Source organism: Phenylobacterium sp. LjRoot97 (genome assembly GCF_964254345.1).
Lineage (GTDB): Bacteria > Pseudomonadota > Alphaproteobacteria > Caulobacterales > Caulobacteraceae > Phenylobacterium.
Window position 1 is genome coordinate 4,254,580 of the sequence record NZ_CAXUTH020000001.1, and the last position, 23,623, is coordinate 4,278,202.

The window sequence follows — 23,623 nt, forward strand, 5'->3', positions numbered from 1 at the left end:
GCGCCTTCCTGCGACCTCGCCGGCTAAACCTGCCACTCAGGCGTCCCATCGGCCGCCTGCGCCGCCTTGGCCCGCTGGAACCCTTCGCGCTGCTGCAGCCGCGCCCAGTAGGCCGCGACCGCCGGACTGAACCGCTCGCTCAGCCCCAGCGTCGTGGCCAGCAGCAATGCGTACCCCACCGAGATGTCCGCCGCCGTGAACCGTCCGGCGACCAGATAGTCCCGCGTTTCCAACGCCCTATCCACCGCCCGCAGCCGCGCCATGAACCACTTGGCATAGTCTTCGGCGACCTGCGGATTGCGCCGTTCCTTCGGCTCCAGCCGCGTGTAGCGAAGCACCAGGGTCTGCGGGAAGGTCAGCGTCGCCTCGCCCAGATAGAGCCAGTTCAGCCACGCGCCGTAGTCGCTATCGTCATTCGGCACATTCAGAGGCCCGCCATGCCGAACGGCCAGGTACTGCAGGATGGCCGAGGATTCGGTCATCTTGGTCTGCCCGTCGACGAAGAACGGGATGGTGCCCAGCGGGTTGATCTCCAGATACTCCGGAGACCTCACCCGCGGCGGAAACGGCAGCAATTTCAACTCGTAAGGAGCACCCAGCTCCTCCAACGCCCACAGAGCGCGGAAGGAGCGGGCGTCGGCGCAGTGATAGAGCGTCGGCATCAGTCGGCGTAGGCGGCGGCGCGCTTCTGCATGTTCGACATCACCGCCTCGACCTGGTTGGGCGAGCCGATCAGCGCCGCCTGCTCGACGCTCTCGGCCTTGAGGATCGCGTGTTGGTCGGCGTCGGCGACCATGTCCAGCAGCCGCTTGGCGGCGCGGATCGCGGTCGGGCTCTTGCCGGCGATCTCGGCGGCCAGGGCCAGGGCCTCGGCCCGCGGGTCGGCGCAGACCCGGGTGGCCAGGCCAATGCGCGCGGCCTCCTCGCCGTCGAAGATGCGGCCCGTATAGGTCAGCTCGCGGGCGACGTCGTCGCGCAGCAGGCCGCGCAGCAGCACCATGCCGGCCATGTCCGGCACCAGGCCCCACTTGATCTCCATCACCGACATCCGGGTGTCGGCGGTCACGAAGCGCAGGTCCGCGCCCAGCGCCAGCTGGAAGCCGCCGCCGAACGCCACGCCGTGCACGGCGGCGATCACCGGAACGACCTGCTCGCTCCAGACCATCACCGCGTGCTGGGCGCGGTTCGAGCCGCCGGCCGTGCGGTTGTCGGTCAGCAGCGACTCGCCGGTCGAGGACTGGCCGCCCTTGCGCTCGCCCGAAGCCATCTTGCCGAAATTGCCCATGTCGAGCCCAGCGCAGAACGCCCGGCCCTCGCCCGACAGCACGATGGCGCGCACGCCCTTCTCGGTCTTCAGCCGTTCGCCGGTCTCGATCAGCGCCGAGAACATGGCGTCGTCCAGGGCGTTCATCTTGTCGGTCCGGACCAGGCGGACATCGGCCACGCCCTCGCTGATCTCGACGGTGATGCGCTCTTCCATGGGATGCTCCTTAGGCCTTGCCGACGACGTAGCCGGCGCGTGGGAAATGAACCTGGGTCCGGCCCAGGTCAGGGGTCTGGCGGGCGAGGACGATCCGGCTCGGCGTCGCCGCCACCAGGGTCCCGGCGATGGGGTCGCGGCCATAGTCGTCGGCCGCCACGGTGACTGCGGCGCCCGGCGTCAGGCCCAGCGGATCGTGCGGGTCGTGGGCCGCGACCGGGCCGGGCTCGGCCTCGCGCGCCGCGGCCAGGGCGTCGGCGCCGCTGATCTCGCGGCGCGTCCCGTGTCCGATCGCCGCCACCCGTTTGCGCCAGGCCTGGGTCCGCGTCAGCCCGGCCAGCAGCTCGTCGGCCATCGCCGGCAGGTTCCGGGCGAGGAACCAGATGTTCATGTACGCGGCGATGTCGGCCAGCCCCGGCGCGTCGCCGGCCAGCCAGTCGGTGTCGCTAAGGCCTTCCTCGATCCAGGCCGCCTGCGCCCGCCACTGCGGGACCATCAGCGGCGCGGCCGCCTGCATCGCCGCGACGTTGAACGGGCGGCCGCTCAGCTGCTCGCGGTCGGCGATGAACTCCGGCGTCGTCGCCCCGCCCAGCGCCCCGAAGATGATCGGCACGGTGATGCCGAAGAACGGCCGGTCGGCCCAGAAGTTGACCGCCCAGTCGGCTCCCGACGTCGCCCGCGGGCCCGGCGCGCGGGCTTCCAGCTCGGCCAGGATCACCTGGGTGTCGCAATAGACGTCGGCCCCGATCTGCAGCACCGGGATGCGTCGGTAGCCGCCGGTCAGCGGGATCAGGTCCGGCTTGGGCATGATCACCGGCGCCTGCACCGAGTCCCAGGCCAGGCCCTTCAGGCCCAGCATCAGCCGCACCTTCTCCGAGAACGGCGAGGTGTCGTAGTGGTGGAGGATCAACCCGCTCATCGGCGTTCCCAGGACCGGCCTCTTGCCGGGCCGCGGGGCTTACGCTGTCACGGATTTGGCCCGCCGCCCACCATGACCCCGCGTCACGGGCGGTCGTTCGTCACCGCCGGGGCGACGTCGGGCGCGAAGCTCTCCAGGATCGGGGCCTCGGCGTAGAGCGCGTCGCGCCGTTCCAGCTCCTCCCGGATCGCCGCATGCTTGTCGGCGTCGAGCTTCCAGCCGATCACGCAGGCCCCGCCCAGCATCACGAACACGATCGGCCCGACGATGAAGGCCAGCTCCAGCCCGCGGATCGCGCTCTCGGTGTTCACCGCCCCGTCGGCGGCGTTGAAGCCGATCTGCGCCAGCAGCGGGAAGGTCAGGACGATGGCGAAGGCCGAGGCGATCTTGTTGGCCAGGGCGTTCAGCGCATAGATCAGGCTCAGCCGCTCCTGGCCCTGCTCCAGCCGCACCTCGTCGGCGACGTCGGCCAGCATGGCGCGGATCATCAGGTCGAAGCCGGCGGCCATGAAGCCCTGCCAGAACATCATCGGGATGCCGAAGCCCATGTCGCCCTTGGGCAGGAACATCACCGTGCACAGGCCCAACGAATAAGCCGTGGTCGTCACCATCAGCGTGCGGTGCTTGGAGAACCGCATGGCCAGCCGCGCGGTCAGCGGCGCGCCCAAAATGCCGGCCACCACATAGACCAGCAGCAGGGCCGAGGCCTGCTCGGTCGAGAACCCCCGCGAGTCGGTGAAGAAGAACATGTAGAGCGCGCTCATCCAGCCGGGGCCGAGCGTCAGCGCCATCTGCGCCAGGAACAGCCGCAGCAGGTCCGGCTTGGTGATCAGCGACAGGTAATCCTTGAACGCGAAGTGCTCGGGCGCGCTCCGGGCGATGTGCTCGGGCGTGCGCAGGCAGACCAGCGCCACCACCACCGGGATCATCGCGAAGATGAACCAGCCCATGGCCTTGACGCCTTCGGCCTCGGACAGCCCGACATGCGCCGCGCCGATCGGGATCACCAGCACCGCCATCGCCCCGATCACCCCGGCCGCCGCCAGGATGCCGAAGATCCGCGAGCGCTGGTGGTACTCGGTGGCCAGGGTCGCGGCCCAGGCCGAGTGGCCCAGGCCCAGGATCGAGTTGCCCAGATAGAAGACCAGCAGCCAGAAGATCAGGTAGCCGATGCCGATGCCGCTCGGCGCCTCGAACAGCGCATAGACCGCCGCCATCAGGATCGGCCCGCCGATCAGCACCCAGACCCGGTAGCGGCCCCACCGCGTGCGGGTGCGGTCCATGACCAGGCCCAGCACCGGGTCGACGCCGAGGTCCAGCATCCGCACCACGAAGAACGCCACCCCGATCAGGGTCAGGTCGACCCCCAGGTGGCTGGCGAAGAACGGCGGGATGTAGACCGACACCGCCACCGCCAGCGCGCCGAGCGGGAAGGCGAGGGTGGAGAATGAGAGCGCCATCGGCGTCGACAGCGGCCGCGGTCCGGGCGCTTGCTTGGTCACGTAAAGGCTCTCCCCTTCGCGCCGGTCGCCGCCGGCGTCGGTAGCCCACCATTGATCTGCTCGCCCGCGACGCGGGGCAAGAGGGGGAGCGATGCGGCGGAGAAAAGCGCGTCGGACGGCGTTCGACACGCGCTATTTTTCAAACGCTTGTTCGCTCGCGGATTTCCCGGCAAGGTCCGCCGCTCCAAGGGGACGGAAAGCGGAGACAGACGCCATGAACAGCGGCGCGGAATTCGACATCATCGTCTATGGCGCGACCGGCTTCACCGGGCGCCTCGTGGCCGAGCATCTGGCCAGGCAGTACGGCGTCGGCGGCGAGGTGAAGTGGGCGATGGCCGGGCGCAGCCTCGAAAAGCTGCAGCAGGTCCGCGACGAGATCGGCGCGCCCAAGGACACGCCGCTGGTCGTCGCCGACGCCTCCGACCCGGCCTCGGTCAAGGCGATGGTCGGCCGCGCCAAGGCGATCCTCACCACCGTCGGCCCCTACCAGCTCTACGGCTCGGACCTTGTCGCCGAATGTGTCGCGGCCGGGACCGACTATCTCGACCTCTGCGGCGAGCCGAACTGGATGGCCGCGATGATCAACGAGCACCACGCGGCGGCCCAGAAGAGCGGCGCGCGCATCCTGTTCTCCTGCGGCTTCGACTCCATTCCCTTCGAGCTCGGCGTCTATTTCGCGCAGGCCACCGCCCGCCAGAAGCTCGGCGGCCCGGTCCCGCGGGTGAAGGGCCGCATGCGCAAGCTCAAGGGCGGGCTCTCGGGCGGCACCGCCGCCAGCGGCCGCGCCACCATGGCCGCGATCCAGAAGGATCCCAGCCTGTTCGCGCTGATGGTCGACCCGTTCGCCCTGACCCCCGGCTTCAAAGGTCCCGAGCAGCCGGCCGGGCAGACCGTCGAGCGCGACGAGGACCTGAACGCCGACGTCGGCCCGTTCATGATGGCCGCCATCAACACCAAGAACGTCCACCGCTCGAACTTCCTGCAGGGCCACGCTTACGGCGCCGACTTCGTCTATGACGAGATGGCCGTGGTCGACCCCGCCGCGCCGGCCTCCTTCGCCCTCGACGAGGGCTCCGGCCCGCAGCCCGGCGAAGGGCCCAGCAAGGAAGAGCGCGAGACCGGCTTCTACGACGCGGCCTTCATCGGGATCGCCGCCGACGGCCGCAAGGTCGTGGTCAGCGTGAAGGGCGACAAGGACCCCGGCTACGGCTCGACCTCGAAAATGATCGCCGAGACCGCCATCTGTCTGGTCAAGGAAGCCGCCGACGTCCCCGGCGGCCTCTGGGTCCCGGGCGCGGCCCTGGGCGACAAGCTGATTGCACGCCTGCAGAAGAACGCGGGCCTGACCTTCGAGGTGGAAGCATGACCGACCTGTTCACCCCCCTGAGCCTCCAGCACGGCCCGGCGATGAAGAACCGCTTCATGCTGGCGCCGCTGACCAACACCCAGAGCCATCCGGACGGGACGCTGTCGGACGACGAGTTCGCCTGGCTGACCTATCGCGCCGAGGGCGGCTTTGGCCTGACCATGACCTGCGCGGCCCACGTACAGGCGATCGGCCAGGGCTTCCCCGGCCAGCTCGGCGTGTTCGGCGATCAGCACCTGCCCGGCCTCACGCGGCTGGCCGCAGCCATCAAGGCCCAGGGCAGCATCGCCGCGCTGCAGCTGCACCACGCCGGCAACCGCTCGCCCAAGGAGCTGATCGGCGAGGCGCCGGTCTGTCCCTCGGACGATCCGGAGACCGGGGCGCGCGCCCTGACCCTGGCCGAGGTCGAACAACTGCGCGACGACTTCATCGCCGCCGCCGTGCGCTCCGAAAAGGCCGGCTTCGACGGGGTCGAGATCCACGGCGCTCATGGCTACGTGCTCTGCCAGTTTCTCTCGCCGGCCCTCAACCGGCGCGAGGACCGCTATGGCGGTTCGCTGGAGAACCGCGCCCGGCTGATCTTCGAGATCGTCGATGGGATCCGCGCCCAGTGCGGCCCGAACTTCCAGCTCGGCCTGCGCCTGTCGCCCGAGCGCTTTGGCCTGGAGCTGGCCGAGATCGTCGAGGTCGCCCGCCAGGTGCTCAGCCAGGGCAAGATCGACTATCTCGACATGTCGCTGTGGGACGTGGCCAAGGAACCGGTGGAAGAAGCCTTCCAGGGCCGCACCCTGATGTCCTACTTCACCGAGCTCGATCGCGGCCAGGTCCGCCTCGGGGTCGCCGGCAAGATCATGACCGGCCAGGTCGCCCGCCAGTGCCTGGAGAACGGCGCCGACTACGTCCTGATCGGCCGCGCCGCCATCCTGCACCACGACTTCCCGCAGCGGGTCGCCGCCGATCCGGACTTCGCCTCCGCCGCCCTGCCGGTCACCCGCCAGCACCTGCGCAACGAGCGCCTGGGCCCGGCCTTCGTCGAGTACATGAACGGCTGGAAGGGCTTCGTCGCTCAGGAAGAGACGGTCTAGGGCAAAGATGCTCCCCCGCTGGGGGAGCTGTCAGCGAAGCTGACTGAGGGGGACTTTGACTCGTTGAGAGCAGTCCCCCTCCGTCGTCCCTTGCGGGACGCCACCTCCCCCAAGAGGGGAGGATCTACGCTCACCGATACCGGATCAGCGCTTCCTGCGCGGCCGAGGCCACCAGCTTGCCGTCCTGGTTGAAGATCGAGCCGCGGTTGAAGCCGCGCCCGCCCGAGGCCGAGGGGCTGTCCTGCACATAGAGGTGCCACTGGGTGAAGTCGCTCGGATGGTGGAACCACAGCGCATGGTCGAGGCTGGCGACCTGCAGCCGCCCTTCGCTCCACGGAATGCCGTGCGGCCGCAGCGAGGTGTCCAGCAGCGTCATGTCGGTCGCATAGGCCAGCGCGCACTGATGGATCATCGGATCGGCGCCCAGCGGATCGCGGGCGCGGAACCAGATCGCCTGCTCCGGGTCCATGACCGGCGCCGTGCCGTAGGGCGGCGGATCGATCGGCCGCACTTCGACCGGCCAGGTCCGACGCGTTTCGGTCTCGCCGCCGGCCTTGCGCAGTTCGTCCTCGTCGAGCAGCCCGTCGGGGCCCGGCGGCGACGGCATCTCGATCTGGTGCTCGAGCCCGGTTTCCGGGACCTGGAACGAGGCCGACAGGTTGAAGATCTGCTGGCCGTGCTGCAGGGCCGTGACCCGCCGCATGGTGAAGGTGCCGCCGTCGCGCACCCGCTCGACCTTCAGCAGGATCGGGATCTTCGGGTCGCCGCCGCGGATGAAATAGGCGTGCATCGAGTGGCAGACGCGGCCGTCGACCGTGCGATAGGCCGCCGCCAGCGCCTGGGCCACCACCTGGCCGCCATAGATGCGGCGCGTCTCGCCGTCGGCGTTGTGGCCGCGGAACATGTCCAGGTCGATGGCCTCGATGTCGAGGATGCGGACCAGCTCACTCATATCCGTCACTCGGTTCAGAACGCCGCGGGCGGCATGTCCTTCAGGGTCGGCGCCACGCGGTCCTTGTCGGACAGGATCACCTCGCCCTGCCACGGCCACGCGATGCCCACGTCAGCGTCGTTCCACAGCAGCGAGCCCTCGGTCTGCGGCGCGTAGTCGCCGTCGACCTTGTAGGCCAGCTCGCAGCCGTCGGTCAGGGTCTGGTAGCCGTGCGCGAAGCCGCGCGGCACCAGCAGCTGCTCGCCGCCCTCGGCGGTCAGCTTGGCCCCCACCCACTGGCCGAAGGTGGCCGAGCCGGGGCGGATGTCGACGGCCACGTCGAAGATCTCGCCGCGCAGCACCCGCACCAGCTTGGCCTGGGGATGCGGCGCGTTCTGGAAGTGCAGGCCGCGGACCGTGCCGGCCTTGGCGTTGAAGGCCTGGTTGTCCTGCACGAAGTCGTGGTCGGCGCCGGCGGCCGCCAGCGATCGGCGGCTCCAGGTCTCGGCGAACCAGCCGCGCGCATCGCCATGGCGCTTGGGCGTGATAAGCAGGACCTCAGGAATGGATAGCGGCGTGATCGACGTCATGACTGCCTGCAAGTTTGGAACCGCCCCCGCATGAACGACCCCGCGCAGGAACACAAGTCGCCAGCGCCGCAAAGCCCCGCCGAACCCTCTGTCGAATCCCGCGTCGAATCCCCGGTCCAGATCACAGTCTGCGTCATCGCCTACAACTCCGGCCCGACCCTGCGCGCCTGCCTGCAGCACCTGGCCGACCAGACCTATCGCGACTTCGAGACCCTGGTGATCGACAACGCCTCGCCCGACCCCGGCGACGCGGCCATCGCCCGCGAATTCCCCTCGGTGCGGCTGATCGAGAATACTGAGAACCTCGGCTTCGCCGGCGCCGGCAACCAGGCCGCGCGGCTGGGGCGCGGCCGCTGGTACGTGCTGCTCAACCCCGACGCCTACGCCGAGCCCGACTGGCTGGAGAAGCTGGTCGACGCGGCGGACCGGCATCCGCAGGTGCGTTCCTTCACCTCGCGCCAGGTCATGGCCGAGGACCCGACCCATCTCGACGGCCTGGGCGACGTGATGAGCGGCTACGGCATTCCCTATCGCGGCGGCTACCTGGCCCCCGACCCCGGAAACACCCCGGAGGGCGAGGTGTTCTCGCCGTGCGGCGCGGCGATGATGATCGACCGGCAGCTGTTCCTCGACCTCGGCGGCTTCGACGAGTTCTTCTTCTGCTATTCCGAGGACGTCGACCTCGGCTACCGGCTACAGCTGGCTGGCGAGCCGACCGTGCTCGTCCCCAGCGCCACCATCCACCACGTCGGCTCGGCCTCCAGCGGCGGGCGCAAGTCCGAGTTCGCGGTCTTCCACGGCACCCGCAACCGCTTCTACGTGGTCTACAAGGACACGCCCTGGCCGCTGTTGCCGGTCGTGGTGCCGCTGCATCTGGCGGCGGTCGCCTACATCTCCAGCCGCCGCGAGAACCACCCGCACGCGCACATCGTCTGGCGGGCGTTCACGGAATCGATCAAGGGCCTGCCGACGATCCTGAAGAGCCGCCGTCAGGTCCAGAAGCGGCGGCGCGCCTCGACCGCGCAGATCGCCCGGGCCATGACCTGGAACCCGCACGACCTGTTCGAGCGGCGCGCGGTCATTCGCCCGCTGCGGCCCAGTCGATCAACCGCGCCATGAACGCCCCGCCGCGCTCCATCTGGACGCGGTCGACATACTCGTCGGCCTGGTGGGCCTGGTCGATCGAGCCGGGCCCGCAGATGACGGTCGAGAACCCGGCCTCCTGGAACTGCCCGGCCTCGGCGGCATAGGGCACCACCCGCGCCGGGCCGTTGTCGCCGGCCAGCCGCCGGGCGAACAGCTCGGCGACGCCGTCCTCTTCGGGCGACAGCGGCGGCGTGCCCGAGCGCTGGACGATCTTCGCCCCGGCCTGCGGGAACAGCGCCTTCAGCCGTGCGTCCAGCGCCGCCACCTCGGCCCGGAACGGGGACAGCAGCGCCAGCGGATCCTGGCCCGGCGGGCAGCGCAGGTCGAACTGGAACGAGCACTCCCGCGCCAGGATGTTGCCCGCCGTACCGCCGTTCAGCAGCCCCACGGTCAGGGTCGCGTGCTTGGGCAGGAACGGCGAGGCCGGGTCGGCCTCCGCCTCCAGCCGCGCGGCCAGCGCCTTCAGCGAGGCCAGCAGCGGGATCGCCTCCATGATCGCCGAGACGCCCAGCTGGGTCTGGCTGGAATGCGCCTCCTTGCCGGTCACCGTGACGGTGAAGGTCGAGATGCCTTTATGGCCGCGCACCGCCTCCATCATCGTCGGCTCGCCCACGACCACCAGCGCCGGGCGCGGCAGCTCGCGGGCGATCACCGCGATCATGTCCGGCGCGCCCAGGCAGCCGATCTCCTCGTCGTACGAGAACGCCAGGTGCACCGGCTTCTTCGGGTCCGCCGCGGCCACGCCCGGAACCGCCGCCAGGGCCAGGGCCAGGAAGCCCTTCATGTCGCAGGTCCCGCGCCCGTAGATCCGCCCGTCGTCCTTGGGCGTCAGCACGAACGGGTCGCTGGTCCAGGCCTGGCCGTCGACCGGCACCACGTCGGTGTGGCCCGACAGCACGACCCCGCCTTCGACGGCCGGGCCGACGCTGGCGATCAGGTTCGACTTGCTGCCGTCGTGGTTCGGGACCCGCCGGTGCGTGACGCCGTGGCTGTCCAGATAGGCCTCGACCCACTCGATGAGGGCGAGGTTCGACAGGCGCGAAGTGGTGTCGAAGGCCACGAGCGTCTCGAGGATGTCCAGCGCGCGGGCGGTCAGGGCTTCGGAGGTCGGCATGCCTACAGCGTAAGCGCCCCGCCCAGCCGCTCCAAGCTGCGATGCCTCCAGCCTTGACGTATTGATCATGATCGCGGCCTAGACAGGCGCCATGATCCTGACCCTCTCCTGCCCCGACCAGCCGGGCATCGTCGCGCGCGTTTCGGCCTTCCTGTTCGAGCGCGGCGCCAACATCCTCGACGCCCAGCAGTACGACGATCAGGAGACCGGCAAGTTCTTCATGCGCGTCGTCTTCGACGCCAAGGGCGGCGACGTCGAGGCGATGCGCGGCGAGTTCGAAGTCCTGGCCAAAGGCTTCTCGATGCGCTGGTCGCTGCGCGACCCCAAGATCAAGCGCAAGGTCATGATCCTGGCCAGCCAGCAGGACCACTGCCTGGCCGACCTGCTCTATCGCTGGCGCCGCGGCGAGCTGCCGATGGAGATCGCCGCGGTGGTCTCCAACCATCCGATCGAGACCTACGCCAACCTCGACCTCTCCGACGTGCCGTTCCACCACCTGCCGGTGAAGCGCTCGACCAAGCTCGAACAGGAAGCGGCGATCTGGAAGCTGATCCAGGAGACCGAGACCGAGCTCGTCGTCCTCGCCCGCTACATGCAGGTGCTGTCCGACGGCCTGGCCGCCAAGCTCGAAGAGCGCTGCATCAACATCCACCACTCGTTCCTGCCGGGCTTCAAGGGCGCGCGTCCCTACCACCAGGCCCACGAGCGCGGCGTGAAGGTGATCGGGGCCACCGCCCACTACGTCACCGCCGACCTCGACGAAGGCCCGATCATCGAGCAGGACGTCGAGCGCATCAGCCACCGCGACACCCCCGCCGCCCTGATCCGCAAGGGCCGCGACATCGAGCGCCGCGTCCTGGCCCGCGCCGTCCGCTGGCGGCTGGAAGACCGCGTGCTGCTCAACGGCGCCAAGACCGTGGTGTTCACGGACTAGGCTCTCTCCACCGCTCATCCCGGCGAAAGCCGGGACCCAAGCTGAGCTGCAACTCGCACGGTGTCCGTATGAGCCCCGGCTTTCGCCGGGGTGAGCGGGGTGGTTAAGGTCGCCCCATGCCCCTCAGCGTCTTCGGCATCGTCATCTTCGCGGCCCTGCTGCACGCGAGCTGGAACGCCATCGTCAAGCTGGCGCCGGACAAGCTGCTGACCACCATCCTGGTCGCCGCCTCGGCCGCGGTGATCTCGGCGCTGGCCCTGCCGTTCCTGGCCCAGCCGGCCCGCGAGAGCTGGCCGTTCCTCGCCGCCTCGACCGTGCTGCAGGTCGGCTACTACCTGCTGGTCGCCCGCGCCTATCGCGGCGCCGACATGAGCCAGGCCTATCCGCTGATGCGCGGGACCGCGCCGCTGATCGTCGCCCTGGTCAGCCGCTTCTGGCTGGGCGAGCAGCTGTCCCTGGCCGCGACCGGCGGCGTCGCCCTGATCTGCGGCGGCGTGCTCAGCCTGGCGCTCGGAGCCCGCGGGACCAGCGGCCAGGGGATCCGCGCGGCCCTGCTCAACGCCGTGGTCATCGCCAGCTACACCCTGGTCGACGGCGCCGGCGTCCGCGCCTCGGGAACGCCCGCCGCCTACACTCTCTGGCTCAACCTGCTCTCAGGCGCGCCGCTGCTGGTCTGGGTGCTGGCGGCGCGCTGGCGCACCTTCATCCCCTACGCCCGCGCGCACCTGCCGCTGGGCATGGTCGGCGGGCTCGGCACGCTGACCTCCTACGGCCTGGCGCTCTGGGCCATGACCCACGCGCCGGTGGCGGTGATCGCCGCCCTGCGCGAGACCTCGATCCTGTTCGCCACCGCCATCGCCGTGTTCATCCTGCGCGAACGGGCGACCCGCGGCCGCATCCTCGCGGCCCTGCTGATCGCCGCCGGCGCGGTCGTGCTGCGCCTCGCCTGACGCAGCTTTGACTGTCGCGGCGTCAAGCGCCGACCCTCTCTCCAAAATCCGGAGGAGGACCCCATGGCCGCGATCCTGCTGACCGACGATCCGGCGCCGCATGTGCGCCGCATCACCCTCAACCGCCCCGAAAAGCGCAACGCTCTCTCCAACGCCCTGCGGGCCGAGATCTTCGCGGCGCTGGAGGCCGGCGACGCCGACCCCGAGGTGCGGGTGATGATCGTCCGCGGCGCCGGGACCTGCTTCTCGTCGGGCTACGACCTGGCCGGAGTCGGCGAGCTGCCCTGGCACACGGCCGCCAACCAGGGCCAGTGGGCGCGTCACGTGGTCGACGGCTGCTTCCGGGTCTGGGACCTGGCCAAGCCGGTGATCGCCCAGGTGCACGGCTGGTGCCTGGCCGGCGGGTCGGAACTCGCCGTCGCCTGCGACCTGGTCTACGTCGCCGACGACGCCCAGATCGGCTACCCGGCGGTGCGCACCATGAGCCCGCCCGACAACCACTATCACGTCTGGCTGATGGGCATGCGCGCGGCCATGGAGCAGATGCTGACCGGCGATTCCATCGACGGGAACGAGGCCGTCCGCCTCGGCTTCGCCAACCGCGCCTATCCCCTCGCCGACCTCGAACCGGCGGTCCTGGCGATGGCTGAGCGCATCGCCAAGGTCGATCCGGAACTGGCCCAGCTCAACAAGCGGCTCGTCCATCGCCAGATGGAGGTGATGGGCATGCGCCAGGGCATCCGCGCCGGCACCGACCTGCACGCGCTCGGCTGGAGCACCAGGGCCTCGCGCGAGTACATGGCCAAGCTGCGCGAGGGCGTCACCGCCGCGCTCAGCGACCGCGACGGCAAGTTCGACGACTACCGCACCGGCCCCAAGGAGTAGTATTTACATTGTAAGCGAAAAGCTCCACAGTCACGGCGCAACCGATCGGAGCGCGCCGTGACCGACCTCCTCCTCGCCATCGCCCACCACCTGCTGGTCTTCAGCCTCGCCGCCATCCTGGCGGTCGAGCTCGCCACCGTCCGTCCTGGCCTGACGGGCGCCGGGCTGCGGCGGCTGGGGATCGTCGACATGCACTACGGCCTGATCGCGACCCTGATCCTCATCGTCGGCTTCGCGCGGGTCTACATGGGCGTGAAGGGCCCGGAGGCCTATCTCGGCAACTGGGCGTTCTGGGCCAAGATCGGGGCCTTCGTCGTCGTCGGCCTGCTCTCGGCCCCGCCGACCATCCGCATCCTGCAATGGCGCAAGCGCGCCCGGACCGAGCCCGACTTCGCCCTCGGCGCGGCCGAGATCAAGGCCGTCCGCCCCTACCTGATCGCCGAACTCGCCGTGTTCGCCCTGATCCCGATCTTCGCCGCGATGATGGCCCGCGGGATCGGGTTCTAGCCCGGCGTCAGCCGTGCTTGACGACCAGCCCCTGGCCGGTCGGCATCTCCAGCACGTACTGCCCGCGCTGCCTGAACCAGGCCAGTTCGGTCGAGAACTGCACGTGGTAGGCAAGCCAGCCGTAGTCGTCGAGCACGACGATCCCGCCCGGGACCACGCGGTCCCAAAGCAGTTCGAGCGCGCCGATCTCGGCGTCGACATTGTTCATGTCGATATGCATCAGCGCGATCTTGTCGGGCGAGGCGATCGCCAGGCTCTCGGGCACGCGGCCCTGGGTGATGATGACGTTCGGCTCGGGAAACCGCGCCCGCACCTCGTCGTACAGCGTCTTCGAATGCGCCGGCATCGAGTGGTGCGGCATGGTCTCGTCGTGGTCGAACAGGTCGTAGAGGAAGTAGCGCCGGTTCGAGATGTCGACGAGGTCGGCGACGATCCGCGCGGTGTTGCCGCGATAGCAGGCGCACTCGACGAAATCGCCGTCCAGCGACGCGACCTGCCGGGCGGCCCAGACGAGGGTGTTGTAGCGCCAGACCCCGGCGCGCTCGGCCCCCGGCCGGGTATGGGCGTTGACCGCCGCCGAGAACGCCGGCTCGCGGATGAAGCCCAGGGTTTTGTCCCAGGTCATCATGTTGTCGGCGGCGAAGATGCCGGTCTTGACCCTGATCTGGTCGATCAGGGCCTGCCGCGCCTCGAGCGCGCGGGCTGTGTCCACGGCCCCATAGAAGGTGTCGTTCACATAGGAGGGGCCGGGCAGCTTCATCGGATCACACGTTCTGAGTTGAGCTCACCACGACTCCACTAGCACGCGAGCGCCGATTCCGTCGCGCCTAGCCCACCCGGCTCGACATCCCGCCGTCGACGAACAGCACCGTGCCGGTGATGAACCGCGCCTCGTCGCTGGCCAGGAACAGCGCCGCATAGGCGGTGTCCCAGGCGGTGCCCATCTGGCCGCCCAGCGGCACGCGGGCGTTGCGCGCGTCGCGCACGGCCTGCTGCTCCTGGCCGCTGGCCTGGGCGATCCCGGCCACCGCCATCGGCGTGTCCAGCAGCCCCATGGCGATGGCGTTGCAGCGCACGCCCTTGCCGGCGTTGGCCTGGGCCACGCTGGTAGTCAGCCGGTTCAACGCCGCCTTGGAGACCTCGTAGGCGGTCTGGTTCCCACCGGCGATCGAGGCCAGCGACGAGATGTTGACGATCGAGCCCTTGCCCTGCTCGCGCAGGGTCGGCAGCGCCGCCTTGCTGACCTGCCAGGCGCCCTTCAGGTTGACCGCCAGGATGCGGTCGAACGCCTCCTCGGTCAGCTTGTGGGCCGGCCCGTCGCCGCCGCCGCCGATGCCGACATTGTTGACCACGATGTCGATGGTCCCGAACCGCTCGCACGCCGCAGCGATCATCGCCTCGCAGTCGGCCGCCTTGGTGATGTTGGCCGCCAGCGCGCTCGCCTGGCCGCCCTCGGCCTCGATCAGCGCCACGGTCTCCTGGGCCCGCTCGATCAGCCGGTCGACGCACAGCACCTGCGCGCCTTCGCGGGCGAACAGCAGCGCGATGGCCCGGCCGTTGCCGACCGTCTCGCCCGGCGTCTGGCCGGCGCCGACGACGATGGCGGTCTTTCCCTGCAGCCGCACGCCTAGAACCCCTTCAGGTCGGGATCGAGGGTCTGGCCGGCGTCCAGCTGCACGCCGAACGAGTTCAGGATCATCGAGACCTGGGTGTACTGGCCGGCGGTGAACACCACGTCCATGCACTGCTTGTCGCTGAAGTGCGCCTTCAGCGCGCTCCAGGTCGCGTCGGTGATGAACTGGTCGTGGTGCAGCTCGTCGCTGGCCGCCAGCAGCGCCTGGTCGGCGGCGCTCCAGCCGGGCGCCCCGGCCCCGCCCTTGATCCGCGCCACCTCGTCCTCGGTCAGGCCCGCCCGCACCCCGATCGGCACGTGCTGGGTCCACTCGTAGCCCGACTTGCAGAGATAGCCGATGCGCAGGATCACGATCTCCCGCTCGCGCGCCGGCAGGTCGTTCTTCTTCGACAGCACGTAGTTGCCCCAGGCCAGGAAGCCCTTGGCCGCCTTCGGCGCGCCGACCATCGTGCGGAAGATGTTCAGCACCCGGTCGCCCATCGGCGCCAGGATTTCCTTCTGCTCGTCGTTGAGGTCGGCGTCCTGGACCGGCGCAATCCGGGGCTTGGTGAGGCGCATGCGGCGTTTCCCTGTTCTGATTTGGCGCTCAGCAAACAGGGGATGGGGACCGGGCGCAAGTCTTCGAGACCCCGGTATGCCGCTCAGGTCTCCAGGTCGGTCTTCAGGCGGTCCAGCAGGCTGACGGCGCGCTCGGCATAGGGGCCGATCCAGCGGTCGTGGATCTGCTTGATCGGCATCGAGTTCAGGTGGTTCCAGCGCTCGCGCCCCTCGCGGCGGGCGATCACCAGGTCGGCGCCCTCCAACACCTTCAGGTGCTGCATCACCGTACAGCGGTCCAGCTCCGGGAAGCGCTGACAGAGGTCGCCGGTGGTCAGCGGCCGGTCCTTGATCTCGTCCAGCATCCGCCGCCGGGTCGGCGAGGCCAAGGCCTTGAAAATCAGGTCGTTTTCGTCGTCGCTTGACATGTTATAAATTTATAACACAAATGGCCGCAGAACAAGGAGCAAGATCATGGATCTGACCTTTCGCGTGACCGCCCGCATCGCCAAGCCGCTGGCCGAGGTGTTCGAGGCCGTCGCCAATCCGGACCAGCTTTCGCAGTACTTCACCACCGGCGGCGCCAAGGGGCGGCTGGAGACCGGCGCCACCGTCTACTGGGACTTCGCCGACTTTCCCGGGGCCTTTCCAGTCTGGGTGATCGAAGTGATCCCCAACCAGAAAATCGTCTTCGAATGGGAGGCCAACGACGGCCCGCCCGAGAACGCCGACAATCTCGTCGCCCGCGTCGACTACAAGACTCAGGTGACCATGACCTTCGAGGGGCTGGACGACGGCCGCACCCTGGTCGCCATCGAGGAGCACGGCTGGAAGCAGACCGAGATCGGGCTCAAGGCGTCCTACGGCAACTGCCAGGGCTGGACCCAGATGCAGTGCGCGATGAAGGCCTGGCTCGAGCATGGAATCAACCTGCGCGAAGGCATGTTCAAGTAGCCGCAAAACCGCTGGCGTCGGCGCGTGCGCGGGAGGAGATTGCCCGTCCAAATCACATAAGGGCGGAACATGGCGATCTCTCTCTACGACGTCAGCGTGGCTTCATTTCTCCAGACGGTGGGCGGCGTCGCCGGCTTCCTCGAGCGGGGCCTCGCCCACTGCCAGGACAACGGGATCGACCCGCAGGAGATCGTGACCTCGAAGCTGTGCGAGGACATGTTCGACTTCCGCTTCCAGGTGATCTCGGTCGCCCATCACTCGCTCGGCGCCATCGAAGGCGTGAAGGCCGGCGTGTTTTCGCCCGGCGGCGACCAGAGCGCCCAGGACTTGCCGTCCCTGATCGCGCTGATCAAGGCTGCCCACGCCAAGCTCGCGGCGATCAAGCCGGACGAGATCAACGCCTACGAGGGCAAGGACGTCTACTTCGAGTTCCGCGGCACGAAGATCCCGTTCGTCGCCGAGAACTTCCTGATGTCGTTCTCGCTGCCCAACCTGCACTTCCACGCCACCACCGCCTACGACCTGCTGCGCTCGCGCGGCGTGCCGATCGGCAAGCGCGACTACATGGGCGCGCTGCGGATGAAGCTCTAGGCGACGCAAGCATAGGGCGAGTTACAATCTCGCCCTATGCTTTATTCGGCCATGCGGCCTAGCCCATTGGACTATCGATCGCTCAATCTATTGACCTATTTGCGAACAATTCTCATAATTTAGTCTTTATTAAGCAGTCACCCCCAATTCGAATTACGCCGGTCGCTGAACACGCGGCCCGATTGGGGATTTCGTATGTTTGGACGCAAGACCGATGTGGCCGCCGCGACGCACACGCGCGAGCTGGAGGCCCTGGTCGCGGCGATGCACCGCTCGCAGGCGGTCATCGAGTTCGCCCTCGACGGCACGATCCTCGACGCCAACGACAACTTCCTGGCCGCCATGGGCTATGCCGCGTCCGAGGTCGTCGGCCGCCGCCACGCCATGTTCATGCCGGCGGGCGAAGCCGAGCTGCCCGAGTACCGCGCCTTCTGGGCGCAGCTGAACCGCGGCGAGTATGTCGCCAGCAAGTTCCGCCGGCTCGGCAAGGGCGGCCGCGAGGTCTGGATCCAGGCCTCCTACAACCCGGTCTTCGACGCGGCGGGCAAGCCCTGCAAGGTCATCAAGTTCGCGACCGACGTCACCCAGGCCGAGCTCGAGCGCGACCGCGCCGAGGCCGCCCGCCGCGAGGTGGCGCAGGAACAGGAGGTGGTCGTCGAGGCGCTGGCCCAGGGACTCGGGCGGCTGTCGGACGGCGACCTGACCACCGGCGTCTCGGCCCAGTTCGCCGGCGCCTACCAGCAGCTGAAGCTGGACTTCAACAGCGCCATCGCCGCCCTGCGCCAGGCCATGGCCACGATCCGCCGCTCGACCGACAGCCTGCGCGGCGGCGCCGACGAGATCGCCGGAGCTTCCGACGCGCTCTCGCGCCGCATCGAGACCCAGGCCGCCAGCCTGGAAGAAGCCGCCGCCGCCCTCGACGAAGTGACCTCCACCGTCAGCCGCAGCGCCGACAGCGCCCGCCGGGTGTCCGGCGCGGCCAGCCAGGCCCGGGTCGAAGCCACCCGCTCCGGCGAGGTCGTGCGCGAAGCCGTCGAGGCGATGGAGGAGATCGAGGAGAGCTCGGGCAAGATCACCCAGATCATCGGCGTGATCGACGAGATCGCCTTCCAGACCAACCTGCTGGCGCTCAACGCCGGGGTCGAGGCCGCGCGCGCTGGCGAGGCCGGCCGCGGCTTCGCGGTCGTCGCCTCCGAGGTCCGCGCCCTGGCCCAGCGTTCGGCCGACGCCGCCAAGGAGATCAAGACCCTGATCTCGTCCTCGACCGATCAGGTCGCCCGCGGGGTGAAGCTGGTCGGCGCCACCGGCTCGACCCTCGGGGCCATCATCGACAAGGTCGCCGAGATCGACGGCCTGATCGCCGAGATCGCCTCCAGCGCCCAGGGCCAGGCCGCCAGCCTCGCCCAGGTCAACGCCGCCATCAATCAGATGGACCAGGCCACCCAGCAGAACGCCGCCATGGTCGAGGAGACCACCGCCGCGGCCGCCAGCCTGCAGGGGGAATCGGCGGAACTGGCCCAGCTCGTCGCCCGCTTCCAGGTCGGCGAGGTGACCGCCTCGCAGGCCCGCGCCGCACAGTTCGCCCGCGGCGCCTAGCCTGAAACACGACAAGTTCCTCCCCCGCTGGGGGAGGTGGATCGATGCGAAGCATCGAGACGGAGGGGGACTGCTCAGTCAGCCGGACGGCTGACAGTTCCCCTGGCCGCGCAGCATGCGTCAGCCCTGGCCGACGCGGCCCGGCGCCGGCAGCACGTCGATCAGTTCGATGCGGAAGATCAGCACGCTGTTGGGCGGGATCTCGCCGCCGCCCGCGCCTTCCTCGCCATAGCCCTGGGCCGGCGGGACGAACAGCGTCCACTCGTCGCCGGGCCGCATCAGCTGCAGGGCTTCCTTCCAGGCCGGGATCAGCGCCGGCAGCGGCATCGCCGCCGGGGCGCCGCGCTCGTAGGACGAGTCGAAGATCTTCCCGGAGACCAGCTTGCCTTCGTAGTGGACCTTCACCTCGTCGTTCGGACCCGGCTTCATGCCGGTGGTCGGGCCCGAGCGGACGATCTTGTACTGCACGCCCGAGGGCAGGGTCTGGACGCCTTCGGCCTTGCCGTTGGTCTCCATGAACGCCTTGGCCTCGGCCGCGGACTTGGCCAGCTCGGCAGGGTCGGCGCCGGCGCGGCCGCAGGCGGCCAGCAGCAGGGCGGCGAGAACGGGAAGAAGGCGTTTCATGTCGATGTTCCTAGACGGCGCGCGGCGGATAGCCGTGCTCGCGCAGGGCGTCCATGATTTCCTGGGTGTGCTGGGCGTCGCGGGTCTCGATCATGATGTCGAACTCCGCGCCCTTGGCCGGCACGTCCAGGGCCAGACGGTTGTGGGCGACCTCGATGATGTTGGCCCCCATCTGGCCGATCACCGCCGAGACGGTGGCCAGCAGGCCGGGGCGATCGTCGCCGATGATCCGCAGGCTCACCAGCCGCTGGTCGCGGACCAGCTCGCGGGTCAGCACCGAGGCCAGCAGCCGGGTGTCGATATTGCCGCCGGTGACGATCAGCCCGACCTTCTTGCCCTTGAACTTGCCGGGATAGGCCAGCAGCGCCGCCAGCGAGGCCGCGCCCGCGCCCTCGACCACGGTCTTCTCGACATTGCAGTAGAGCGCCACCGCACGCTCGAAATGCGGCTCCTCGATCAGCAGCACCTCGTCGATCAGCGGCCGGGCGATGGCGTAGGACAGGTCCCCGACCTGCTTGACCGCGATGCCCTCGGCGATGGTCGCCCCGCCGCTGGTCCCGTTGACGCCGCGCATCTTGGCGGTGAACGACGGGTACATGGCCGGTTCGACGCCGATCACCTGCACATTGGGGTTCAGCGACTTGGCCACCGTGGCGCAGCCGGCGATCAGCCCGCCGCCGCCGATCGGGATCGGCAGCACGTCCAGGTCCGGCACGTCCTCGAACATCTCGAGCGCCACCGTCCCCTGGCCGGCCATCACCTGCAGGTCGTTGAACGGGTGGACGAAGGCCAGGTCCTGCTCGGCGCACAGCTTCATCGCGACGGCCGAGGCCTCGTCGTAATTGTCGCCCTCCAGCACCACGTTGGCGCCGTGGCCGCGGGTCTGCTGCACCTTCACGAACGGCGTCGAGCGCGGCATCACGATGGTCACCGGAATGCCCAGCCGCGCGGCGTGATAGGCCAGGCCCTGGCTGTGGTTGCCGGCCGAGGCGGCGATCACCCCGCGCCCCCGCTCGTTGTCCGACAGCTGCAGCAGGGTGTTGAGCGCCCCGCGCTCCTTGTAGGCCGCCGTGAACTGCAGGTTTTCGAACTTCACCCACACCTCGGCGCCGGTAATTTCCGACAGGGTCCGCGAATGGCGGCAGGGCGTGCGCTCGATGTGCCCCTTCAGCCGGTCGGCGGCGGCGCGGATGTCGTCGATGGAAAGCGTCATGTCAGAGCCGATGTGGGAGATGGGCCACGTCTAGCGGCGCAGGCCCGCAACGGCAATGGAGCCGGGGCGAATGAACGGTTCCGTGGGTCGATATGCCCGCGCCCGCCCATCCGCGCCCGGCCCGCGGGTCTATTTCACCGCGATGGTCAGCTTGAAGGTTCCCGCCTCGTCGCGGCGGGCGGTGGCCCGCGGCTGGAACGGCTTGATCAGGTAGACGCCGGCCTTGGCCGCGGTGACGCTGGCCTTGGGGCCGTCGACCTCGCCGCGGTGCACGGCCGCGCCGCTGGTGTCGGCCGAGTCGACGACGTTGACGTAGAGGTTGGTGTTCGAGGGCTCGAAGGTGACGTTCAAGGTCTGCGCGGCGGCGACCGGCACGGCGTAGACTGGGGCCTTGTAGCCCTTGACCTCGCCGCTGACGCTGGCCGCGCCGGCCGGGTCCAGGGTCACGACTTCCAGCGTCTCGTCCGGGCCCAGCAGCGCCTTCAGCGCCGCCTGGTCGACCGCCGGCGCGGCGGCGACCGGCGCGGGGGCGGGAGCGGGCGCAGCCGCGGGAGCTTCGGCCGGGGCCTCGGCGGGCTTGGCCGCCTGCTGGCCGCAGCCGGCCAGGGCGAGCGCGGCCGCAGCCGCCAGCGTCAGGCTCAGTCGGTGAGAGATCATCGCATGCTCCTTGTGATCGGCGGAGCATTGGTCACGGGCCTGGCGGTGTAAAGGCGCTGTCAGCGGAGCCCGCGCCAGACGTCCATCCGGCGCATCGCCTTGCCCGGCAGCGCCGAGGCCCGGCCCAGCGGCAGCGCTTCGGCTGCGCGTCGTACGCCATAGGCCGCCCGCCGCGCGAACGCCGCCGGCGAAGGCACCCCGACGAAGCCGTCGGCCACCCAAAGGCCGTCATTGGCCAGCTCGCGCTTGAACCGATAGTCGCCGGCCCCGAGGTCGAGCCGGCTGTAGGGCGTATCGTCCATCCAGCGCAGGATGTCCTGGAACAGCAGGATGCCCGGCGAGTAACGCTCGAACTCCGGGTCGTGGGCGATCAGCCAGCCGTGGACCGTGCGCCGCCCGCGCAGGTGCAGGTGCACCGCCGCCAGCCGGTCGCCGAAGTGCAGGGTGAACAGCACCGCCCCGAAATCCGGGTCGCGGCTCTCGAACAGGTCGCGCAGCAGCGCCAGGGTCCATTCGGTCTGGAAGATGTCGGTCTGGCCGGTGGCGCGGTACTGCGCGCTCTTCCAGGCCAGCAGCCGGTCGAAGTCGGTGCGCGAGCGCGAGAACGCCTGGAACGTGGCCTCGCCGACCTCGCGCTCGACCTTGCGGCGCTTCTTGTCGCTATCCTTCAGGATCGATTTGCCCGCCGCCTTGCGCTCGGCCTCGTAGGCCGAGTAGCCGTCCTTGACGTCGACCACGTGCGACAGGGTCCGGCCGCGCGCGTGGGCGGCGAAACTCGCCTGGTCTTCCAGCATGTGGGTGAAGTCGAGCCGTTGGACGCCCAGCGCCTGCACCAGCTCCTTGGGATCGACCTGCACGCCAGGTTCGGCGACCAGGCCCTGATAGTCGCACATCGGCGCGCCGACCGGGATGGCGGTGACCGACCCGACCCGCGCGGGGAAGTAGCCGATCTCGCGGCCGTCCTGCTTCAGCACCGCGACCTCGATCGCCCGCCGACCTCCGCGCTGGGCGTGATCGACGGCGCGGGTCCATTGCGGCGACAGGAACGGCGAATCCAGGGCGCCGATCTGCAAGGCGGCCCAGCGGTCGAGGCTGGCCGGCGACAGATCCTGCGGGCGAACGATGTCGATTTCCACGGGCGCGGTCCTGGCGGCGCGAGAGGCGCCGAAATCACGGGCACCCTAGCCGACAAGTGTTTCCCGGAGGTTGCCGCAACCCAGGCTAGAGCAGGTCGCCCCGCCCCTTGGCCTTCAGCGCCTCGACCCCGGCGCGCACCGCGGCCGGCGCGTCGCGGCGGGTGACCAGCACCACGCCGTTCTCGACCACCACCACCAGGTCCTCGACCCCGGCTAGCACGACCACGGGCCCGTCGCTGCGGGCCAGGCAGTCGCGGGTCTCCACCGCCACGACCTCGCCCTCCAGCGCATCGCCGCTCGCGGTCTTCTCCGACAGCTCCCAGAGCGCGCCCCAGTTGCCGACGTCGGCCCAGCCGATGTCGGCCTCGACGACGCTGGCGCGGTCGGTCTGCTCCATCACCGCCACGTCGATGGCGATGCTCGGCGCCCCCAGGAACGCCGGCGACAGCGCCACCACGTCGCCGGTCCGCGCCGCGCCCGTGACCGCCGCCTGCGCCGCCGCCGTCACCTCCGGGGCCAGCCGCCGCGCCTCGTCCAGGAACGCCCCGGCCTTGAACAGGAACATCCCGCCGTTCCAGGTGAAGTTCGGATCGGCCACGAACGTCTGCGCCGTCGCCAGGTCCGGCTTCTCGACGAACCGCGCCACCTTGCGCACCGCGCCCTCGCCCTTGGCCTGGATGTAGCCGTAGAGCGTCGAGGGGCCGGTCGGCTTGAGGCCCAGCAGCACGATCTCGCCAGCCTGCGCCGCCGCGCTCCCGGCCGCGATCGCGCCGTGCAGCGCCCCGACGTCGGCCACCAGGTTGTCGGCGTGCATCAGCACCATCAGCGCCTCGGGGTCGATCTCGGCCCCGAACGCCGCCGCCGCCACCGAGGCCGGGGCGGTGTTGCGCGGGGCCGGCTCGGTGATCAGCGCCGCCGGCGTGATCCCGACCTCGACCAGCTGCGCGCGCGCCAGGTCGGCGTGGGCCGCCGCGCAGACCACCACCGGGGCCGCGAAACCCTCGCCGGTCAGCCGCAGGGCGGTGTCCTGGATCAGGCTGTGCTCGCCGCCCAGCCGGTGGAACTGCTTGGGCCGCGCGGTCCGCGACAGCGGCCACAGGCGCGTTCCCGCGCCGCCCGACATCAGGACGGGAATGATCTTGGTCGTCATGTCGCAAAGCCCAGAGCGCTGGAACAAAGATGCTCCCCCGCTGGGGGAGCTGTCAGCCGATAGGCCCGAATTTCCTCCCCTGCGCAGCGGGGGAGGGGGACCGCCCGAAGGGGGGTGGAGGGG

The 23,623-nt window shown here is 69.7% G+C and carries 26 protein-coding genes; 10 read left to right on the top strand and 16 right to left on the bottom strand.

The genetic code is table 11. From position 1 onward, the window contains the following. Nucleotides 1-23: 23 nt before the first annotated feature. The 4 genes from ACSQ2H_RS21130 to ACSQ2H_RS21145 all read right to left on the bottom strand — a co-directional run bounded on the left by ACSQ2H_RS21130 (nucleotide 24) and on the right by ACSQ2H_RS21145 (nucleotide 3,901). The gene (locus ACSQ2H_RS21130; RefSeq protein ID WP_436063328.1) at nucleotides 24-662 is read right to left on the bottom strand and encodes a glutathione S-transferase family protein; all 639 of its coding nucleotides are present in this window, start codon (nucleotides 660-662) and stop codon (nucleotides 24-26) included. After that, on the bottom strand, nucleotides 662-1,480 hold the full coding sequence (locus ACSQ2H_RS21135) for a crotonase/enoyl-CoA hydratase family protein (protein WP_436063329.1): 819 nt from the start codon (nucleotides 1,478-1,480) through the stop codon (nucleotides 662-664). The genes ACSQ2H_RS21130 and ACSQ2H_RS21135 overlap by 1 nt, the downstream gene beginning before the upstream one ends. 10 nt (nucleotides 1,481-1,490) lie before the next feature. Further along, nucleotides 1,491-2,399 carry a glutathione S-transferase family protein gene (locus ACSQ2H_RS21140; protein ID WP_436063330.1) on the bottom strand — a complete coding sequence of 303 codons (909 nt, stop codon included), beginning with the start codon at nucleotides 2,397-2,399 and terminating at the stop codon, nucleotides 1,491-1,493. 83 nt (nucleotides 2,400-2,482) lie between these two features. Then, nucleotides 2,483-3,901 (bottom strand): MFS transporter, encoded by a 1,419-nt coding sequence (locus ACSQ2H_RS21145; protein ID WP_436063331.1) that lies wholly within the window; start codon nucleotides 3,899-3,901, stop codon nucleotides 2,483-2,485. A 214-nt stretch (nucleotides 3,902-4,115) separates the two neighbouring features. On the opposite strand from ACSQ2H_RS21145, the gene ACSQ2H_RS21150 reads away from it, so the two are divergent. Together ACSQ2H_RS21150 and ACSQ2H_RS21155 are read left to right on the top strand one after the other, a co-directional pair. Further along, nucleotides 4,116-5,267, top strand: coding sequence for a saccharopine dehydrogenase family protein (locus ACSQ2H_RS21150; RefSeq protein ID WP_436063332.1), 1,152 nt, complete (start codon nucleotides 4,116-4,118; stop codon nucleotides 5,265-5,267). Beyond that, the gene (locus ACSQ2H_RS21155; protein ID WP_436063333.1) at nucleotides 5,264-6,352 is read left to right on the top strand and encodes an NADH:flavin oxidoreductase; all 1,089 of its coding nucleotides are present in this window, start codon (nucleotides 5,264-5,266) and stop codon (nucleotides 6,350-6,352) included. Before ACSQ2H_RS21150 ends, ACSQ2H_RS21155 begins: the two co-directional genes overlap by 4 nt. Nucleotides 6,353-6,482: 130 nt before the next feature. On the opposite strand, the gene ACSQ2H_RS21160 is transcribed toward ACSQ2H_RS21155, so the two are convergent. After that, the gene (locus ACSQ2H_RS21160; RefSeq protein WP_436063334.1) at nucleotides 6,483-7,304 is read right to left on the bottom strand and encodes an acyl-CoA thioesterase; all 822 of its coding nucleotides are present in this window, start codon (nucleotides 7,302-7,304) and stop codon (nucleotides 6,483-6,485) included. Nucleotides 7,305-7,318: 14 nt separating this feature from the next. Further along, nucleotides 7,319-7,873 (bottom strand): dTDP-4-dehydrorhamnose 3,5-epimerase, encoded by a 555-nt coding sequence (gene rfbC, locus ACSQ2H_RS21165; protein WP_436063335.1) that lies wholly within the window; start codon nucleotides 7,871-7,873, stop codon nucleotides 7,319-7,321. 30 nt (nucleotides 7,874-7,903) lie between these two features. Between rfbC and ACSQ2H_RS21170 the strand changes: the two genes are divergently transcribed. Then, nucleotides 7,904-8,992: a glycosyltransferase family 2 protein gene (locus ACSQ2H_RS21170; RefSeq protein ID WP_436063336.1), complete on the top strand. Its 1,089-nt coding sequence runs from the start codon at nucleotides 7,904-7,906 to the stop codon at nucleotides 8,990-8,992. On the opposite strand, the gene argE is transcribed toward ACSQ2H_RS21170, so the two are convergent. Next, nucleotides 8,952-10,133, bottom strand: a complete 1,182-nt coding sequence (gene argE / locus ACSQ2H_RS21175; RefSeq protein WP_436063337.1) for an acetylornithine deacetylase — start codon at nucleotides 10,131-10,133, stop codon at nucleotides 8,952-8,954. The genes ACSQ2H_RS21170 and argE overlap by 41 nt on opposite strands. 91 nt (nucleotides 10,134-10,224) lie before the next feature. Here argE and purU point away from each other — a divergent pair, with 91 nt between their 5' ends. The 4 genes from purU to ACSQ2H_RS21195 all read left to right on the top strand — a co-directional run bounded on the left by purU (nucleotide 10,225) and on the right by ACSQ2H_RS21195 (nucleotide 13,409). After that, nucleotides 10,225-11,067, top strand: a complete 843-nt coding sequence (purU, locus tag ACSQ2H_RS21180) for a formyltetrahydrofolate deformylase (protein WP_436063338.1) — start codon at nucleotides 10,225-10,227, stop codon at nucleotides 11,065-11,067. Between the two features lie 116 nt (nucleotides 11,068-11,183). Continuing rightward, a complete protein-coding gene (locus ACSQ2H_RS21185; RefSeq protein WP_436063339.1) occupies nucleotides 11,184-12,017 on the top strand; it encodes an EamA family transporter in 834 nt (277 codons plus the stop codon). 63 nt (nucleotides 12,018-12,080) lie between these two features. Next, nucleotides 12,081-12,902, top strand: coding sequence for an enoyl-CoA hydratase-related protein (locus ACSQ2H_RS21190; protein ID WP_436063340.1), 822 nt, complete (start codon nucleotides 12,081-12,083; stop codon nucleotides 12,900-12,902). 57 nt (nucleotides 12,903-12,959) lie between these two features. Continuing rightward, nucleotides 12,960-13,409 (top strand): DUF2214 family protein, encoded by a 450-nt coding sequence (locus ACSQ2H_RS21195; protein WP_436063341.1) that lies wholly within the window; start codon nucleotides 12,960-12,962, stop codon nucleotides 13,407-13,409. A 7-nt stretch (nucleotides 13,410-13,416) separates the two neighbouring features. On the opposite strand, the gene ACSQ2H_RS21200 is transcribed toward ACSQ2H_RS21195, so the two are convergent. From ACSQ2H_RS21200 to ACSQ2H_RS21215, 4 genes are all read right to left on the bottom strand, one after another. Beyond that, nucleotides 13,417-14,169, bottom strand: a complete 753-nt coding sequence (locus tag ACSQ2H_RS21200; protein ID WP_436063342.1) for a TylF/MycF/NovP-related O-methyltransferase — start codon at nucleotides 14,167-14,169, stop codon at nucleotides 13,417-13,419. A gap of 67 nt (nucleotides 14,170-14,236) precedes the next feature. Beyond that, nucleotides 14,237-15,034 (bottom strand): SDR family NAD(P)-dependent oxidoreductase, encoded by a 798-nt coding sequence (locus tag ACSQ2H_RS21205; protein WP_436063343.1) that lies wholly within the window; start codon nucleotides 15,032-15,034, stop codon nucleotides 14,237-14,239. A gap of 2 nt (nucleotides 15,035-15,036) precedes the next feature. Then, the gene (locus ACSQ2H_RS21210; RefSeq protein ID WP_436063344.1) at nucleotides 15,037-15,600 is read right to left on the bottom strand and encodes a carboxymuconolactone decarboxylase family protein; all 564 of its coding nucleotides are present in this window, start codon (nucleotides 15,598-15,600) and stop codon (nucleotides 15,037-15,039) included. An 83-nt stretch (nucleotides 15,601-15,683) separates the two neighbouring features. Continuing rightward, nucleotides 15,684-16,007, bottom strand: coding sequence for an ArsR/SmtB family transcription factor (locus ACSQ2H_RS21215; RefSeq protein WP_436063345.1), 324 nt, complete (start codon nucleotides 16,005-16,007; stop codon nucleotides 15,684-15,686). 46 nt (nucleotides 16,008-16,053) lie between these two features. On the opposite strand from ACSQ2H_RS21215, the gene ACSQ2H_RS21220 reads away from it, so the two are divergent. The 3 genes from ACSQ2H_RS21220 (at nucleotide 16,054) to ACSQ2H_RS21230 (ending at nucleotide 18,720) form a co-directional block, all read left to right on the top strand. Continuing rightward, entirely contained in the window at nucleotides 16,054-16,533 is a 480-nt protein-coding gene (locus tag ACSQ2H_RS21220) for an SRPBCC family protein (RefSeq protein ID WP_436063346.1), read from the top strand. A 69-nt stretch (nucleotides 16,534-16,602) separates the two neighbouring features. Next, nucleotides 16,603-17,124, top strand: coding sequence for a DUF1993 domain-containing protein (locus ACSQ2H_RS21225; RefSeq protein ID WP_436063347.1), 522 nt, complete (start codon nucleotides 16,603-16,605; stop codon nucleotides 17,122-17,124). 195 nt (nucleotides 17,125-17,319) lie between these two features. Next, the gene (locus ACSQ2H_RS21230) at nucleotides 17,320-18,720 is read left to right on the top strand and encodes a methyl-accepting chemotaxis protein (protein WP_436063348.1); all 1,401 of its coding nucleotides are present in this window, start codon (nucleotides 17,320-17,322) and stop codon (nucleotides 18,718-18,720) included. Nucleotides 18,721-18,840: 120 nt separating this feature from the next. On the opposite strand, the gene ACSQ2H_RS21235 is transcribed toward ACSQ2H_RS21230, so the two are convergent. The 5 genes from ACSQ2H_RS21235 to ACSQ2H_RS21255 all read right to left on the bottom strand — a co-directional run bounded on the left by ACSQ2H_RS21235 (nucleotide 18,841) and on the right by ACSQ2H_RS21255 (nucleotide 23,500). Beyond that, the gene (locus ACSQ2H_RS21235) at nucleotides 18,841-19,344 is read right to left on the bottom strand and encodes an FKBP-type peptidyl-prolyl cis-trans isomerase (protein ID WP_436063349.1); all 504 of its coding nucleotides are present in this window, start codon (nucleotides 19,342-19,344) and stop codon (nucleotides 18,841-18,843) included. 10 nt (nucleotides 19,345-19,354) lie between these two features. Continuing rightward, on the bottom strand, nucleotides 19,355-20,557 hold the full coding sequence (locus ACSQ2H_RS21240) for a threonine ammonia-lyase (protein ID WP_436063350.1): 1,203 nt from the start codon (nucleotides 20,555-20,557) through the stop codon (nucleotides 19,355-19,357). Nucleotides 20,558-20,686: 129 nt separating this feature from the next. Then, the gene (locus ACSQ2H_RS21245) at nucleotides 20,687-21,214 is read right to left on the bottom strand and encodes a hypothetical protein (protein ID WP_436063351.1); all 528 of its coding nucleotides are present in this window, start codon (nucleotides 21,212-21,214) and stop codon (nucleotides 20,687-20,689) included. A 59-nt stretch (nucleotides 21,215-21,273) separates the two neighbouring features. Continuing rightward, nucleotides 21,274-22,350, bottom strand: coding sequence for a GNAT family N-acetyltransferase (locus ACSQ2H_RS21250; RefSeq protein ID WP_436063352.1), 1,077 nt, complete (start codon nucleotides 22,348-22,350; stop codon nucleotides 21,274-21,276). An 85-nt stretch (nucleotides 22,351-22,435) separates the two neighbouring features. Continuing rightward, nucleotides 22,436-23,500 (bottom strand): mannose-1-phosphate guanylyltransferase, encoded by a 1,065-nt coding sequence (locus ACSQ2H_RS21255; protein ID WP_436063353.1) that lies wholly within the window; start codon nucleotides 23,498-23,500, stop codon nucleotides 22,436-22,438. Between the last annotated feature and the right edge of the window lie 123 nt (nucleotides 23,501-23,623).

Coding starts and splice junctions, on each gene's coding strand:
- ACSQ2H_RS21130 (WP_436063328.1), bottom strand. CDS start 662: ATGCCGACGCTCTATCACTGCGCCGACGCCCGCTCCTTCCGCGCTCTG.
- ACSQ2H_RS21135 (WP_436063329.1), bottom strand. CDS start 1,480: ATGGAAGAGCGCATCACCGTCGAGATCAGCGAGGGCGTGGCCGATGTC.
- ACSQ2H_RS21140 (WP_436063330.1), bottom strand. CDS start 2,399: ATGAGCGGGTTGATCCTCCACCACTACGACACCTCGCCGTTCTCGGAG.
- ACSQ2H_RS21150 (WP_436063332.1), top strand. CDS start 4,116: ATGAACAGCGGCGCGGAATTCGACATCATCGTCTATGGCGCGACCGGC.
- ACSQ2H_RS21155 (WP_436063333.1), top strand. CDS start 5,264: ATGACCGACCTGTTCACCCCCCTGAGCCTCCAGCACGGCCCGGCGATG.
- ACSQ2H_RS21160 (WP_436063334.1), bottom strand. CDS start 7,304: ATGAGTGAGCTGGTCCGCATCCTCGACATCGAGGCCATCGACCTGGAC.
- rfbC (WP_436063335.1), bottom strand. CDS start 7,873: ATGACGTCGATCACGCCGCTATCCATTCCTGAGGTCCTGCTTATCACG.
- ACSQ2H_RS21170 (WP_436063336.1), top strand. CDS start 7,904: ATGAACGACCCCGCGCAGGAACACAAGTCGCCAGCGCCGCAAAGCCCC.
- argE (WP_436063337.1), bottom strand. CDS start 10,133: ATGCCGACCTCCGAAGCCCTGACCGCCCGCGCGCTGGACATCCTCGAG.
- purU (WP_436063338.1), top strand. CDS start 10,225: ATGATCCTGACCCTCTCCTGCCCCGACCAGCCGGGCATCGTCGCGCGC.
- ACSQ2H_RS21185 (WP_436063339.1), top strand. CDS start 11,184: ATGCCCCTCAGCGTCTTCGGCATCGTCATCTTCGCGGCCCTGCTGCAC.
- ACSQ2H_RS21190 (WP_436063340.1), top strand. CDS start 12,081: ATGGCCGCGATCCTGCTGACCGACGATCCGGCGCCGCATGTGCGCCGC.
- ACSQ2H_RS21200 (WP_436063342.1), bottom strand. CDS start 14,169: ATGAAGCTGCCCGGCCCCTCCTATGTGAACGACACCTTCTATGGGGCC.
- ACSQ2H_RS21210 (WP_436063344.1), bottom strand. CDS start 15,600: ATGCGCCTCACCAAGCCCCGGATTGCGCCGGTCCAGGACGCCGACCTC.
- ACSQ2H_RS21215 (WP_436063345.1), bottom strand. CDS start 16,007: ATGTCAAGCGACGACGAAAACGACCTGATTTTCAAGGCCTTGGCCTCG.
- ACSQ2H_RS21220 (WP_436063346.1), top strand. CDS start 16,054: ATGGATCTGACCTTTCGCGTGACCGCCCGCATCGCCAAGCCGCTGGCC.
- ACSQ2H_RS21225 (WP_436063347.1), top strand. CDS start 16,603: ATGGCGATCTCTCTCTACGACGTCAGCGTGGCTTCATTTCTCCAGACG.
- ACSQ2H_RS21230 (WP_436063348.1), top strand. CDS start 17,320: ATGTTTGGACGCAAGACCGATGTGGCCGCCGCGACGCACACGCGCGAG.
- ACSQ2H_RS21235 (WP_436063349.1), bottom strand. CDS start 19,344: ATGAAACGCCTTCTTCCCGTTCTCGCCGCCCTGCTGCTGGCCGCCTGC.
- ACSQ2H_RS21240 (WP_436063350.1), bottom strand. CDS start 20,557: ATGACGCTTTCCATCGACGACATCCGCGCCGCCGCCGACCGGCTGAAG.
- ACSQ2H_RS21245 (WP_436063351.1), bottom strand. CDS start 21,214: ATGATCTCTCACCGACTGAGCCTGACGCTGGCGGCTGCGGCCGCGCTC.
- ACSQ2H_RS21255 (WP_436063353.1), bottom strand. CDS start 23,500: ATGACGACCAAGATCATTCCCGTCCTGATGTCGGGCGGCGCGGGAACG.